Annotated in this window: 12 protein-coding genes; 6 read left to right on the forward strand and 6 right to left on the reverse strand. The window is 58.8% G+C overall.

Annotated elements, in window-relative coordinates; translation table 11 throughout:
* Nucleotides 1-11: 11 nt before the first annotated feature.
* Both JQR90_RS01560 and JQR90_RS01565 read right to left on the reverse strand, forming a co-directional pair.
* Nucleotides 12-851, reverse strand: a complete 840-nt coding sequence (locus JQR90_RS01560) for a DMT family transporter (RefSeq protein WP_010796651.1) — start codon at nt 849-851, stop codon at nt 12-14.
* A gap of 118 nt (nt 852-969) precedes the next feature.
* Entirely contained in the window at nt 970-2031 is a 1062-nt protein-coding gene (locus JQR90_RS01565; protein WP_434140323.1) for an NAD(P)-dependent alcohol dehydrogenase, read from the reverse strand.
* Nucleotides 2032-2296: 265 nt separating this feature from the next.
* On the opposite strand from JQR90_RS01565, the gene JQR90_RS01570 reads away from it, so the two are divergent.
* The gene (locus JQR90_RS01570; protein ID WP_434140795.1) at nt 2297-3211 is read left to right on the forward strand and encodes an AraC family transcriptional regulator N-terminal domain-containing protein; all 915 of its coding nucleotides are present in this window, start codon (nt 2297-2299) and stop codon (nt 3209-3211) included.
* A gap of 6 nt (nt 3212-3217) precedes the next feature.
* Here JQR90_RS01570 and JQR90_RS01575 read toward each other — a convergent pair whose 3' ends face one another.
* The 4 genes from JQR90_RS01575 to JQR90_RS01590 all read right to left on the reverse strand — a co-directional run bounded on the left by JQR90_RS01575 (nt 3218) and on the right by JQR90_RS01590 (nt 6347).
* The gene (locus tag JQR90_RS01575; RefSeq protein ID WP_434140324.1) at nt 3218-3874 is read right to left on the reverse strand and encodes a class I SAM-dependent methyltransferase; all 657 of its coding nucleotides are present in this window, start codon (nt 3872-3874) and stop codon (nt 3218-3220) included.
* 165 nt (nt 3875-4039) lie between these two features.
* Entirely contained in the window at nt 4040-4534 is a 495-nt protein-coding gene (locus JQR90_RS01580) for an LEA type 2 family protein (protein ID WP_010796655.1), read from the reverse strand.
* Nucleotides 4535-4674: 140 nt separating this feature from the next.
* Entirely contained in the window at nt 4675-5433 is a 759-nt protein-coding gene (locus JQR90_RS01585; protein ID WP_434140325.1) for a COG4705 family protein, read from the reverse strand.
* Between the two features lie 146 nt (nt 5434-5579).
* Nucleotides 5580-6347 carry a phytanoyl-CoA dioxygenase family protein gene (locus tag JQR90_RS01590; protein ID WP_434140327.1) on the reverse strand — a complete coding sequence of 256 codons (768 nt, stop codon included), beginning with the start codon at nt 6345-6347 and terminating at the stop codon, nt 5580-5582.
* Nucleotides 6348-6591: 244 nt separating this feature from the next.
* On the opposite strand from JQR90_RS01590, the gene gabP reads away from it, so the two are divergent.
* From gabP to JQR90_RS01615, 5 genes are all read left to right on the forward strand, one after another.
* Nucleotides 6592-8004 carry a GABA permease gene (gabP, locus tag JQR90_RS01595; RefSeq protein WP_150348211.1) on the forward strand — a complete coding sequence of 471 codons (1413 nt, stop codon included), beginning with the start codon at nt 6592-6594 and terminating at the stop codon, nt 8002-8004.
* A gap of 497 nt (nt 8005-8501) precedes the next feature.
* Nucleotides 8502-8717 carry a DUF1127 domain-containing protein gene (locus JQR90_RS01600; RefSeq protein WP_434140328.1) on the forward strand — a complete coding sequence of 72 codons (216 nt, stop codon included), beginning with the start codon at nt 8502-8504 and terminating at the stop codon, nt 8715-8717.
* 403 nt (nt 8718-9120) lie between these two features.
* Nucleotides 9121-10218 (forward strand): efflux RND transporter periplasmic adaptor subunit, encoded by a 1098-nt coding sequence (locus JQR90_RS01605; RefSeq protein WP_434140796.1) that lies wholly within the window; start codon nt 9121-9123, stop codon nt 10216-10218.
* Nucleotides 10215-11288, forward strand: a complete 1074-nt coding sequence (locus tag JQR90_RS01610; RefSeq protein WP_434140329.1) for an efflux RND transporter periplasmic adaptor subunit — start codon at nt 10215-10217, stop codon at nt 11286-11288. Before JQR90_RS01605 ends, JQR90_RS01610 begins: the two co-directional genes overlap by 4 nt.
* Entirely contained in the window at nt 11285-14338 is a 3054-nt protein-coding gene (locus JQR90_RS01615; RefSeq protein ID WP_112297945.1) for an efflux RND transporter permease subunit, read from the forward strand. Before JQR90_RS01610 ends, JQR90_RS01615 begins: the two co-directional genes overlap by 4 nt.
* Nucleotides 14339-14450: the final 112 nt, after the last annotated feature.

Consider the following 14450-nt stretch of genomic DNA (forward strand, 5'->3'; position numbering starts at 1 on the left):
CCGGCAAAGGCTCAAGGCTTTTGCCGGGTATTAAGCACCAACGCGATACCGCCCAGCACTGCCAGGGCGGTGAGCAAAAGGCGTAACGTCAGGGCTTCGCCCAACAGCAGCGCGCCGGCCAGGGCCGTCAGTACCGGTACGCTGAGCTGTACCGTAGCGGCTTGCAATGAGCCCAGCCCTCGCAGGGCGGTATACCAGAGCGCATATCCCACTCCCGAGGTAACGGCACCCGAGAGTACGGCGTAGAGCACTCCCATTAGATCCGAATGGCTATAGGCAATCGAGGCCAGGCTGATGAGCAGCGCCGGAACAGACGCCAGCAGGAAGTTGCCTGCCGTAGCGGCCAGCGGGCTGGTAACCCCTCGGCCCTTGAGGGAGTAGAGCCCCCAGGCTACGCCAGATGTCAGCATCAACAGTGCACCCGTCAACGAAGGCGCGGTCGCGCCGGGTAGGAGCAGGACGACCAGCCCACCCAGCGCAAGGAGCAGCCCTGTTGTCGCCCAACGGTTCAGCCGCTCGCCACGTAACAGCCCGAGGCTGATCATGGTGACCTGCACTGCCCCAAAGAGCAGCAGTGCACCCGTACCTGCTTCCAGGTGCGTATAGGCAAAGGAAAAGGCCGCCGCATAGATAAAGAGATAGATTGCCGAAGGCCAGTTGCCGGCCGGTTTGCCGTTCTGCTGGCGTAGTAGAAGCCACAGCACGAGTGCGCCTGAAAAAATGCGTAGCGTTGTAAAACTGGCCGGGTCGATTTCAGCGTGCTTGAGCGCCAGACGGCAAAGCAGGGAGTTGCCCGCAAAGGCCAGCATGGCCAGCGCGGTGAAAGTCAGTGTGCGTATTGTTGTAGGCATGCGTGTTCTGCATCAGAAGACGTGCCTAGAGTGTAGGCTGAATTGGCAGGTGTGAAAGCGGATTGCGCGATTAAGGTTTGAGCAGTAGCGGAGCAGCCTGAGCTGCCCCGCCTCAGCATCAGGCCTGTGCCGCCTTCAGTGTCGCCATGTCGATGACGAAGCGGTATTTCACGTCGCCCTTGATCATGCGTTCGTAGGCGTCGTTGATGTTGCGGATATCCAGCATCTCGATATCGCAGGTAATGCCATGCTCGGCGCAGAAATCCAGTACTTCCTGGGTTTCCGCCATTCCGCCAATGAGCGAGCCGGCAATGACGCGGCGCTTCATGACCAGGTTGCCTGCATGAAGGGCGGGCTCGATAGGTTCGATCAGACCGACCAGGATATGCACACCGTCAAAGCGCAGGGTTTCGAGGTAGGGGTTCAGGTCATGCTGCACCGGAATGGTGTCGAGCAGGAAGTCGAAACGACCGGCTGCGGCCTTCATCTGGGCCTCGTCGGTAGAAACGATTACATGGTCCGCACCCTGACGCTTGGCCTCATCCACCTTGGATAGCGAACGGGTAAACACGGTGACTTCCGCGCCCATGGCCTTGGCGAACTTGATGCCCATGTGGCCCAGGCCACCCATGCCCAGCACGCCTACCTTGTCGCCTGCCTTTACACCGTAGTGCTTGAGCGGCGAATAGGTGGTGATACCGGCGCACAGGATGGGTGCTGCGGAAGCCAGATCCAGCTTTTCAGGAATGCTGACAACGAAGCGATCGCTGACCACGATGCTGTCGGAGTAGCCACCCATGGTATTGCTGCCATCCACGCGATCCGGGGAAGCGTAGGTCATGGTGGGGCCTTCCAGGCAGTACTGCTCAAGATCCTTCTGGCATGCTTCGCAATGACGGCAGGAGTCGACCATACAGCCTACACCAACCAGATCGCCCACCTTGTAGCGGCTGACATCGGCGCCCACGGCGGTCACCTTGCCTACGATTTCGTGGCCGGGCATCAGCGGATACACCGCAATTCCCCATTCGTTACGGGCCTGATGGATATCGGAGTGGCATACACCGCAATACAGGATCTCAATGGCTACATCGTCGTTGCGCGGAGCACGGCGCACAAAGGTGTGCGGGACAAGAGGGGTGGTAGGTGACAGGGCGGCATAGCCGAATGCTTTGGTCATATAGAGCCTCACAAGACAAAGGATAGCGCTTCGAATCTGGCGACTGCCTGGCATAGGCAACGCACATCACCGTTGGGCGATGGCAGGCGCCGCATCAGACTCATCGAAAAGGGGGGAGGCCTATTGTGAGGAATCGGCGAGGACAGGTCATGACGATTCCTCCTGAGCTTATGCCTATTTCTCCAGCATGTAGGTGTTATAGGCTCTTTACCTTTCTGTTTTTACGATTATGGTAATGCCTGTTTCTCTTGCCGATGCCGTTTCCATGCAGCTGACCCGCCATCTCGATGCCAATGCCACCCTGGTTTCCCTGGTCCAGCCACTTGCCACGCGCGAAGGGTTTTTGCCAACGCCTATGGAGCAGGTTCGAATCGTGACGGCGCGCAGCAATGTGTCGCGATCGCCTCAGATCTACGAGCCCAGCCTGATGGTGGTGGCGCAAGGCAGCAAGCTGGCCTATCTCGGCGAGCGAACCCTGGAATACGGTGCCGGCCATTACCTCGTCCAGGCGCTGCCCGTGCCGTTCGAGTGTGAGACGTTCGCAACACCTGAGGCCCCCTTACTGGGAGTGTCCATTGGCATTGACCGAAGCGTATTGGGCGAGCTGGTGCTGGCGATGGGACCGGAAGAGGTTCAGCCGGCCCGTGTGCAGACGCCAGAGTCCATGGTGTCTTCCCCACTCGACACCGCCATGCGGGAGGCGGTGGAGCGACTGCTGCGGTGCCTGCACGATCCGCTGGAATGCCGGATCTTGGGCGCGATGCGCCTGCGCGAGGTCTTGTTCGTGGCGCTGCGAGGGCCGCAGGGCGGAGCACTGAAAGCACTGGTCGAGCAGCGGGGGCAGTTTGCCCGGATCGCGGCCTCGTTGACGTATCTGCATCATCACTACGCCGAGCCGCTGAACGTCGATCAGCTGGCCCGCTGCGCTAATATGAGCACGTCGGCGTTTCATGAGCACTTCAAACGCAGCACCCTGGTGTCACCTGTGCAGTACCTGAAGCGGCTGCGGCTTATCAAGGCACAGCAACTGCTCGTGGCTCAGCGGTTCAACGTCTCCCAGGTAGCGCTCCAGGTTGGCTACCAGAGTGCGTCCCAGTTCAGCCGCGAGTACAAACGTTACTTCGACCACAGTCCGGCGGCCGAGCGCCATGAGCATCCATCTGCTGAGGCCGCCTCGTAAGGCCTGTCAGCTGACGGGGCGGCGAGCGGTAAACAACGCCACCTTGCCTTCTACAGTGATATTTACCTGCTCGAAATGAGTGCCTAAGGCGTGCTTCAATCCTGGCACGTCGTCATGACGGTTGGAAAAGATGCCCTTGCGGTTATAGACATTCATCAGTGTGCGTCCAAACCCGTTATGCCCGGCTCGGTCCCCCAGGATGGTTGCCCCAAACAAGACGCCTTCAGGTTTCAGGTGCGGCTTCAGGTTGGCAAAGACGCGAACCTTGTCGGTCAGGGTGCCTGGAAGGCAATGCAACAGATAGAAAAGCGAGATGGAATCGAACTGAGCGGGCACAGGCCAGGGCTGCATGACGTCATGCCGCACGGTTCGTGTCGACACGCGGCTCACCCTGCGCTTGGCAGCAGCAAGGCTGCTGGTATTGAGGTCCATCAGCGTGATATCAGCGGTGTCTGGCAGATCTGCCTTTGCCAGATAAAAGCCTGTCCCCACGCCAACGTCCAGATGCTGCGTACCGACATGGCGCTTGAAGAACGGTAATAGAACATCCCGTGTACCGCATTGCCAGGCAAAGCGGTTGGAAATTCCCAGCACCCAGACGTCATACAGGGCCAGGGTCAAGGGAGAATAGACTGCAGCGCCAGACTCTGTATCGATGTTCATCGGTACGGCTCGCCTTGAAGAAGAGCCTGAGCCTAGCCGCGGTCTGGCAGAGCGACAACTCCCAGTATCCAGCGACGGAACCTGGTTCCGTTTCGTTTGTGGCGAGGCCGGTCTGGTCTTGACCGACCCGTTTCCCAGCAACCGCTCCGGTGGAGCCATCTATACCTACCAGGTGCCGGCCCCTGTCGATTCAGGCAGCGTCAACTCGCCCTTGTCCTTGAACCGTACTGTTCCCAAAAGACCCCCTGCCAGCTTGCCGTGGATGGTATAGGGCACGCTTTTGGTAGGGGTATGCTCGGCAAAGCCCCAGAACTGGCGTACAGCCGAGAAAGCCGAGACGGTAACCGGAACGGTCAGTACCGTCTCGCCATACCGAGGTACGCTGCCACTCTGGCTGCTGACACCGCTGGCCAGCGGCTGGCCGTTGATGTCCATATCTAGCGCCAGGCCGTTGTAGTCGATGGCTGTATCGTTTGGGTTCTGCACACGCAGCTTCACATTGAAGCGCATTTCCAGCCCTTGTCCTGGCAGCGGCTCGATGCCTGCCACGGCAATTCGCAACGGATCCCGCTGGCCCAGGGTGCTACAGGCTGCAAGACCCAGTAGAAACAAGGCGCCGATCAACAGGCGAGCGCAAGTGCGGTAGGCAGATAACAACATGAAAAGGCTCCGGTCGGCGATACATCACGATACAGGTGGGACCGGTCATTGGTCGCTTCTACTCCTCGTCCACGGGGCGATATCGCAAAAGCGTGAACCAGCAAGCCTCGAACCTTTGTGCAGACTCGAGGCGCGCCGGGCTAAAGGGCAGCCGGTAAAGCGTTCTGACGCGCACGAAGGTTTTGCGCCACGCAGGCACCGATCACGAGTATCACCAGAATGGCGCCCAGGATGGCAGAGGAGCCGACCGTACCCAAATCCAGCCCACCCTTGTCATGCGCCTTGGTCAGGAAGTCGCCCAGCGTGGCGCCAAACGGACGGGTGAGAATAAACGCCATCCAGAACAGCAGAATGGTCGAGAGGCGTGTGAAAAAGTGGGCCAGTACGATCACACCGATAATGCTGCCAATCAGCAGCGCTCCCCCCGCAAAACCCAGGCCCGAGTCGTCGGCCAAGTAGTCACCCAGGGCGGTACCCAGCGTGTTAGAGAACAGAATCGTAACCCAGTAGAACAGCTCGGCTTTGAAGGTATGGATCCTGTCGACCGAGAACGATGGACCGCTCAGGCGCCACAGCACGAAAATTGCGATTAGGATCATGATCAGCACGGCCGAACCGGTGGCGTAGCCCAGCCCCAGGGCTCGATCCATAAAGTCGGAAATGGTCGTGCCTGCCGTGCTGGTAGACAGGATCACCGCCCAGTACAGCGGGGGGATGTAGCGTTTGACTGATAGCTGAGCAATCAAGGTGACCAAAAACGCACTGATCAGAATCAGGGAACTCAAGGCATAGCCTATATCCAGGGTCATTGACAGCAGGTCACCGGCCGTCTCGCCCAATGTCGTGGCGCAGATTTTCATGACCCAGAATGCAAGGGTAATCTGTGGAAGTTTGTTCATTGTTGTTCCCTGCTCAAGGGCTCGATGGGGGAGAGAAAGCTGAGCGCATGGATGGCACTTCAGAGGCCCTAAGGTGCAGGGGAGCAGGTCAAAAATCGGTCAAAAGCACATCAACGATTCGTGTAACAGAATATTTCGGCGTCAACTCAGTCGTATTCTGCCGGTTCATGCTCGCCGAGCAGACGTCGCTGTCGGGGCGTACAGGCATCCAGCACCGCCGGATTGAACTGCCAGGCGAGGTAAGGTGAGAACTTCTGAGCCACCATGCGCCGGCCATAATGAATCTGGAGAAGATAGCGGGTCCGGTCACGGGTGCGGTTGCGGCTGCCGGCATGCCACAGCTCGCTGCGCAGAAACAGCACGTCGCCCGGCTGGCAGAGCACCGGCTGCGCCTCCCGGCCTTGCCAGTTTGTCTCGCCTTCCAGTGGTTTACGACCTGCACGGTGGCTGCCTGGAATGACCAGCGTCGGGCACAGGTCCTCGGTGATCTCATCCAGATAGACCTGGGCGGTACAGATCTGTATGGGCAGTTCAAATGTCGGGTCTGCCAGCAGGGACCGGGGCAGTGTCATCGCCAGGTAATCCACGTGCAGGTCTGCGCCGATAAAGCCGGGGTGGCAGCGCCAGGCTGTCTGCCCAATGATATGGCAATCTTCGCCTAGGGACGCTTCGGCCAGTTCGATCACGCCGGGCAGATCCAGGTAAGGCAGCCATACGGGATCGCGATTGAAAACGCATTTGTAATGGTCAACGAGACCGGTGTAGTCCCAGTGGATGGCCTCCAGCTGATCAATGGCCGCGCGGACTTCGTCGACCAGAGCGGGACTCAGCACGCCATGCAGCAAGACGAAACCCTGTTCGTGCATGGCCTGCAGGCGATGATCAATAGCCGTATGGGCAGGAAGCGGATTCATGGCGACGTTTCATGGACGGTGCTTCATTAGAACCTGCCACGTTGCTCGGGTTGCACCTGAAGGCAATGCTTCATGGTGTCGCAGGCCTGTTGAATAAGTCATATATGCGACATTTTTGTGACTGATTCCTCGCTAGAGCCAGGGAAACGTCGTTTATAGAGTTGAAAAGCCGTCCAAGTATCGCTGATATGGCAGGGTTACTTAGCCTTGCGCTAAATCATTTCAGCAAGTGACAGGCACTATTATGACAATAACGAAACAGTCTTCTTCGGATGGAACCTCCCTTTCCCCGGCGCTGAAACCGCGCCACGTCACCATGCTTTCCATTGCCGGTGTTATCGGTGCCGGGCTCTTTGTGGGCTCAGGTCATGCCATTGCCGCGGCAGGGCCTGCCGTGCTGCTGGCCTATGCCTTGGCTGGAACCCTTGTGGTGCTGGTGATGCGAATGCTTGGTGAGATGGCCGTGGCCTCGCCAGATACCGGCTCCTTTTCATCCTATGCCCATCAGGCTATCGGACGCTGGGCCGGCTTTACCATTGGCTGGTTGTACTGGTGGTTCTGGGTATTGGTGATTCCGCTCGAAGCAGTGGCGGCTGCGGCCATCCTCAATGCCTGGTTTCCGGCAATTGCCACTTGGCAGTTCGCGCTGGCGATTACAGCCTTTCTGACGGTGACCAACCTCTTCAGCGTCGCCAAGTATGGTGAGTTTGAATTCTGGTTCGCGCTGCTCAAGGTACTCGCGATCATCGCATTCATCGTATTGGGTGCAGTGGCCATGGTCGGAGCACTGCCAGGGCGCGAAGTCAGCGGCCTGGGTACGCTGATGGCTGCCCATGGCGGCTTCATGCCCAACGGCTTCAATGCCGTTATCGGGGCACTGCTGACCACCATGTTCAGCTTCATGGGCACCGAGATCGTAACCATTGCTGCGGCCGAGTCGAAAAACCCTTCCAAGCAGATCGGCAAGGCGACCAACTCGGTCATCTGGCGTATCGGTCTGTTCTATATCGTCTCGATCTTCCTGGTCATCTCCATCGTGCCCTGGCAGGACCCACAGCTTCCGGTAGTAGGCTCCTACCAGCGTGCGCTGGAATTTCTGTCTATTCCCCACGCCAAGCTGATCGTTGATCTGGTGGTGCTGGTCGCGGTGGCGAGCTGCCTGAACTCGGCGCTTTATACGGCATCGCGCATGCTGTTCTCCCTGAGCCGCCGGGGTGATGCACCGGCTGCCTTTGGCCGGACGGCTGCCGGCGGCGTGCCGCGTGCCGCCGTTCTGGCAAGCACTGCTGTGGGCTTTGCAACGACGATCGCCAACTTCACCATGCCAGAGGCCGTGTTCAGCTTCCTATTGGCAACCTCCGGTGCAGTGGCCCTGCTGGTTTATCTGGTGATTGCCGTGTCGCAGCTGCGCATGCGTCGCAAGCTGAACGCAAGTGGTCAGCCCATCGAGTGCCGCATGTGGTTGTTCCCTTGGCTGACCTGGTTGGTGATCGGCTTCATCATCATGGCGCTGGGTATCATGCTAATGACAGAAGCGCACCGCATGGAAATCCTGGCCACCGGCCTGCTGGCCTTGGTTGTGGTTGCCATCGGTTCCTGGCTAGGCGCCAGGGATCGTAGCAACGCTACCCTGATGACGGCCTCGCAAAGCCGTTGATCCTCCAGGACCGGTAACGAGGGCTCGTTACCGGTCTCCCCTTCCTGGTTTCTTAATTAATAGCTACTCCCTTTTTGTAACGCCGGCACGTCTAATTTATACCGTGAGAGACTACCTGATCTGTTCTGTTGCTCTCGGCATAGTGGCAAGTTTTGTCAGAAAGAGCTACGCACCGTTTCAGGGCTTTTTTCTGAGACGAAGCGGCAAAAAGGTAGACATTTCTGCGACGCTTGGGTAAAAAAGGATTATCTCTCGGCGCCAAACGCGCCATGCTGTTATGAAAACGCAGGTCTTGTTTCCATCGGTAACGCAGAAATGCCCATTTATGGTGCGTTGCGTTACAGATTGACCCAATTTGGACCATAACAGTTACCATTTTCTCGCTTCTGCTCCTGCACAATTCTTCCTGACTGTTTATGGCGGTAACACTTCCGCGGCACGACAATGTGCGCATCTTAAATAGTTAGCTACCTGTCATAAGCAGGAAGGAAAGCATCATGGAACACACCCTACGTTCCAACTCATTTACCGCTTCAAACGCTTCTAAATCCGATACTTCGCTGGTGTTGCGCGTTCTGACAGCGCTGTCGGTCTGGCATCGTCGTATCGTCAGCCGCAACGAGCTGGCCCGCCTGGATGCCCGTATGCTGGCCGACGCCGGTATCACTGAAGCCCAGCGTTACGAAGAACTGCACAAGCCGTTCTGGCGTTAAGTGTTACGGTTACGCACACCATAACCGGCAAGACCTGTCGGGAGCCGTCATCGATAGCGGCTCCCATGACATCCCTCCCGCGTTTTTCTTCTCTTTCCTCTCTATTTAGCCGGCCTCTTGCCTTGCCGGATTTTCCTGCGTGCGCGTTTTTCAGCACCGTGCCCGGGCTTCTATTGAATTGCCGGAACCTTGCCTGAGGCTTAAAGTCAGTCGCCTATAACCAGAACAACCCCTGCGCAGCAGACCTTGATGGACGACTCGCGGGTAAATCGCCACGTCGACTGCTGGCATGCATATGGACTGTGAGGGAGGTTAATTGGCAATGCTTTTCTTTTCGCGGCGCGCTAGACCCCTGTTTCAGCGCACTTCCGCGTTGTTTCTGCTAGGGACGGCCCTGACCGGTATGGCAGGCTGCTCGGACGATTCACAACCGGCCCCCAATCCTCCTCACGTAAGAGTCCAGCGTGTAGCCCTGGAAGAGGTAGCGACTACTACCACCCTGACAGGCGATGTGCAGGCGCGTATTCAGACCACACTGTCATTTCGTATCAACGGCAAGATCAATGAGCGTCTGGTCGATGTGGGTGATCACGTCAAGCAGGGGCAGGTTCTTGCCCGTCTCGATCCGCAGGATCAGCGCAACAACGTAGCCGCCGCTGAAGCGCAGGTCTTTTCCCAGCAGTCCAGGGCGAATCTTGCCCGCGTGCAGTTCGAACGGCAAAAGGCGTTGATGCCCAAGGGCTACACCACCCAAAGCCAATATGACGAGGCCCTGGCTGCCCTGAAGGGCGCAGAAAGTGCCTTGAGTGCTGCGCGTGCTCAGCTGGACGATGCACGCAAGCAGCTCAGTTATGCCAATCTGGTATCGGCCGCCAGCGGCGTGATCACCGAGCGGCAGGCCGAGGTCGGGCAGGTCGTTCAGGCATCCATGCCGATCTTTACCCTGGCGCAGGAGGGCGACCGCGATGCCGTCTTCAATGTGCAGGAATCGCTACTTGCCCGCGATCCGGGCAACCAGCCTATCGAGGTCGCCCTGTTGAATGATCCGACGGTGCGCACTACCGGCCATGTGCGCGAGGTTTCGCCGGTCATTTCCCAGCAGAGCGGCACCGTGCGTGTGAAGGTGCTGCTCGACAAGGTCCCGCCGCAGATGGCGCTGGGGTCAACCGTTACGGCGTCATTGGGTACGCCAGACAAGCAGCGCGTCGTGCTGCCCTGGACAGCGCTCAATGGCACCGTGGAAAAGCCCGCCGTGTGGGTACTGGACGCTGACAACCGCGCCCACCTCAAACCGGTGACAGTTGCCCGGTACATCACCGGACAGGTCATGATCGATGACGGATTGGCACCTGATGACCGCGTCGTGACGGCTGGTGGTCAGCTGCTTTATGACGGACTCAAGGTCGAAGTCGTCGAGGTCACGGATCATGCGCCCCCTGTTCAGCCTGCTGCCATCCACCCTGATGATAACGCTAAGGCTCAACAGGGAGCGTCGTCATGAGCAGGGTACGTGTTCTTCTACTGGGCCTCGTAGCGCTGCTGGCCGCGTGCTCCGACAAGCAGGAGCCGCCGCCTCCGGTCCGCCCGGTACTGTTCGTTGAGGCCAAACCCCAGCAGGCACGCGCGCTCGGTGCCTTTACCGGGAATATTCAGGCACGGTATGAATCAACCTTGAGCTTTCGCGTAGGCGGGCGCATTGCCCAACGCAAGGCTGATGTAGGCGATGTGGTGAAGAAAGGCACCTTGCTGGCTGCGCTGGACCCGACCGATCAGCAGAATGCTTACCGCAGCAGCGAAGGTGATCTGGCCCAGGCTCAGGCCCAGTGGATGGACGCCGAGGCTGATGCCAAGCGGCAGCAGGCCTTGTATGCCAAGGGTGTCGGGTCCAAGGCTCAGCTGGATCAGGTCATGGCCCAGTTGCATACGGCTCGCGCTGCACGTGATCGTGCCCTGGCCGCCCGGGATCAGGCCCGCAACCAGCTCTCCTACAGTGAGCTGTATACCGATTTCGATGGTGTGATTACGGCCTGGCATGCCGAAACCGGGCAGGTGGTATCCCCTGGCCAACAGGTAGTCACCCTGGCGCGTCCCGAAGTGAAGGAGGCGGTTGTAGACCTGCCGGCAGGGCTGGCAGAGACACTGCCGGCTGACACGACGTTTACCATCACCTCGCAGTTGGAGCCTTCGGTCTCTACCACCGGCCGCATCCGTGAGCTGGCGCCTCAGGCCGACGCCATGACGCGAACCCGGAGGGTACGACTCACGCTGGCCGAACTGCCCCCAACGTTCCGCCTGGGCTCGCTGGTAACGGTAACGCTGACCAATGATGCGCCCCGTGAACTTACCGAGCTGCCGGCCAGTGCATTGCTCGAGCGGGATGGCAAGACGTGCGTCTGGATCGTCGACCCTGATACCAAAACCGTTTCACTGCGCGAGGTCCATGTGCTGACCCGAGATGAGCGGAGCATTACGGTCGATAACGGCCTGAACGCGGGCGAGCGGGTCGTGACGGCCGGCGTACACAGCCTCAAACCTGGACAAGACGTGAAAATGGATGTGGAACAGCGCTGATGAAATCCTTCAACCTTTCTGACTGGGCGCTGCGTCACCAGTCTTTTATCTGGTACATCATGTTTGTCGCGCTGTTGATGGGAACCTATTCCTACTTCAACCTTGGCCGCGAAGAGGACCCCTCCTTCACCATCAAGACCATGGTGATCCAGACCCAGTGGCCGGGCGCGACCACCCAGGAAACCCTGGAGCAGGTCACCGACCGGATCGAAAAGAAACTCGAAGAGCTGGATTCGCTGGATTACACCAAGAGCTTTACCCGGCCGGGCTTGAGCACGGTGTTTGTGTACCTGCGCGATACCACCAGCGATAAGGAAATCCCCAATATCTGGTATCAGGTCCGCAAGAAGATTTCCGATATCCAGGGGCAGTTTCCGCAAGGGATACAGGGACCGGCCTTCAATGACGAGTTCGGCGATGTATTCGGCAGCATTTATGCCTTTACTGGCGACGGTATCTCGTACCGGCAGCTGCGCGATTACGTAGAGCGGGTGCGCCTGGACATCCGCGCAGTGCCGGACCTGGGTAAGGTTGAGCTCATGGGGGCGCAGAACGAGGTCATCTACCTCGACTTCTCGACGCGCAAACTGGCAGCACTGGGGCTCGATCAGCGACAGATCATGCAGAGCCTGCAGGCACAGAATGCCGTGACGCCCTCCGGCGTAATCGAGGCCGGTCCAGAACGCGTTTCGGTACGTACCTCCGGTGAATTCAAGTCAGAGAAAGATCTGGAGGCTGTCAACCTTCGGATCAATGACCGCTTCTACCGTCTGGCTGATCTGGCCACCATCCACCGTGATTACGCCGATCCGCCTACATCCCTGTTCCGCTTCAACGGCGAGCCGGCCCTGGGCCTGGCAATTGCCATGCGCAAGGGCGGCAACGTGCAGACCTTTGGTGCGGCGCTGTCCGAACGGATGAAGGCGATTACCGGTGAGCTACCGGTCGGGGTGGGCGTGCATCAGGTGTCCAACCAAGCCGAGGTGGTAGAGAAGGCGTCCAGCAGCTTTACCCATGCGCTGTTCGAGGCGGTCATCATCGTGTTGGTGGTGAGCTTTATCAGCCTGGGTCTGCGTGCCGGGCTGGTGGTGGCCTGCTCAATCCCTCTCGTGCTCGCCATGGTGTTTCTGTTCATGGAATACAGCGGTATCACCATGCAGCGGATCTCCCTGGGCGCCTTAATCATTGCTCTAGGCCTTCTGGTGGATGACGCCATGATCACCGTCGAGATGATGGTGACTCGGCTGGAAGAGGGCGACTCGCTCCACAAGGCGGCCACCTACGCTTATGACCACACGGCCTTTCCGATGCTGACCGGCACGCTGGTTACCGTGGCGGGATTCGTGCCTATCGGCCTCAACAAGAGTACCGCCGGGCAATACACCTTTACGTTGTTTGCCGTGATTGCCGTGGCGCTGATCCTGTCGTGGATCGTGGCGGTGCTGTTCTCACCGGTGATGGGCGTACACCTGCTACCCAAGTCGCTCAAGCATAAAAAGGAAAAGGGGCCGGGACGACTGGCGCGCTGGTCCCAGAGCTCGCTGGTCTGGTCCATGCGGCACCGCTGGCTGACCATCATCATGACGGTGTTGCTCTTTGCGGCCGCGCTGTTCTGCATGCGTTTCGTGCAGAACCAGTTCTTCCCGTCCTCGGATCGGCCGGAAATTCTGGTGGACTTGAACCTGCCGCAGAACAGCTCCGTGCTGGAAACCCGTGCGCAAATGGATCGTTTCGAGGCATCCCTCAAGGGAGACCCAGACATTGCCCGCTGGAGTTCGTATGTAGGACAGGGCGCGGTGCGCTTCTACCTGCCGCTGGATCAGCAGCTCAATAACCCGTTTTATGGACAGGTCGTTATTGTCAGCAAGGACCTGGAAGCCCGTAATCGACTCATTCCCAAGCTCAAGGAGCGGCTCAAGAACGAATTCGTGGGGCTTGATGGGTATGTTCAGCCTCTGGAGATGGGGCCGCCAGTAGGACGGCCGATCCAGTATCGCGTCAGTGGTCCAAGCATTTCCGAGGTGCGTAAGCAGGCGCTGGCATTGGCCAGCGCCATCAGTACCAACCCGCATATCAGCGATATCCTTTTCGACTGGAACGAGCCGGGGCGGATGCTGAAAATCGATGTGAACCAGGACCGTGCCCGCCAGTTGGGGCTATCGTCCCAGGACGTGGCCCAAATCATGAACGGCGTGGTGAGTGGTACGCCCATTACCCAGGTGCGTGACAGCATCTACCTCGTCAACGTGGTAGGACGCTCTGAAGATGCCGAGCGCAGCTCTATCGAGACCGTGGAAAACCTGCAGATCGTGACGCCCTCGGGCACCTCGATTCCGCTCAAATCCTTTGCCACGGTGGGGTATGAGATGGAGCAGCCGCTAGTATGGCGGCGTAACCGCCAGCCAACCATTACGCTTAAGGCCACTATCGAGGGTTCTATCCAGGCGCCGGATCTGATCAAGGCTCTTCAGCCCAAGATTGATGAGTTCAAAGGTAACCTGCCACTCAACTATCAGGTCAACGTAGGCGGTACCGTAGAGGAAAGCGGCAAGGCGCAAAAGCCTATTGCAAGCGTAATCCCGCTCATGCTGTTCCTGATGGCCACGTTCCTGATGATCCAGCTCCAAAGCGTTCAGAAGATGTTCCTGGTTGCCAGTGTGGCGCCGCTGGGGCTGATCGGGGTCGTACTGGCGCTGGTGCCCACGGGAACGCCGCTGGGCTTCGTGGCCATTCTAGGGGTGCTGGCGTTGATTGGGATCATCATCCGCAACTCGGTCATCCTGGTAACCCAGATTGATGAGTTCGAGCAGGATGGGCGTCATCCCTGGGATGCGGTCATTGAGGCGACCAATCATCGACGTCGGCCGATTCTGCTGACAGCCGCTGCCGCTAGCCTAGGCATGATTCCCATCGCCCGGGAGGTCTTCTGGGGGCCGATGGCCTATGCGATGATCGGTGGCATTGTGGCAGCAACCCTGCTCACGCTGCTGTTCCTGCCAGCGTTATACGTGACCTGGTATCGCATCCGCGAACCAAGCAAAGCGCAATAAGGAAAGAAGGAAAAAACGGCAGCTGAACCGCCCCGGAGGGGTCGGGCGGTTCCAGCATGCCACAAGGAGCTATCTCCGGAGCTGCAGCAGGGTACGGGAGGGAGAAACCCAG

It is taken from the genome of Pseudomonas sp. JZ114 (assembly GCF_051027705.1).
In the GTDB taxonomy this organism is placed as follows: domain Bacteria; phylum Pseudomonadota; class Gammaproteobacteria; order Pseudomonadales; family Pseudomonadaceae; genus Chryseomonas; species Chryseomonas luteola.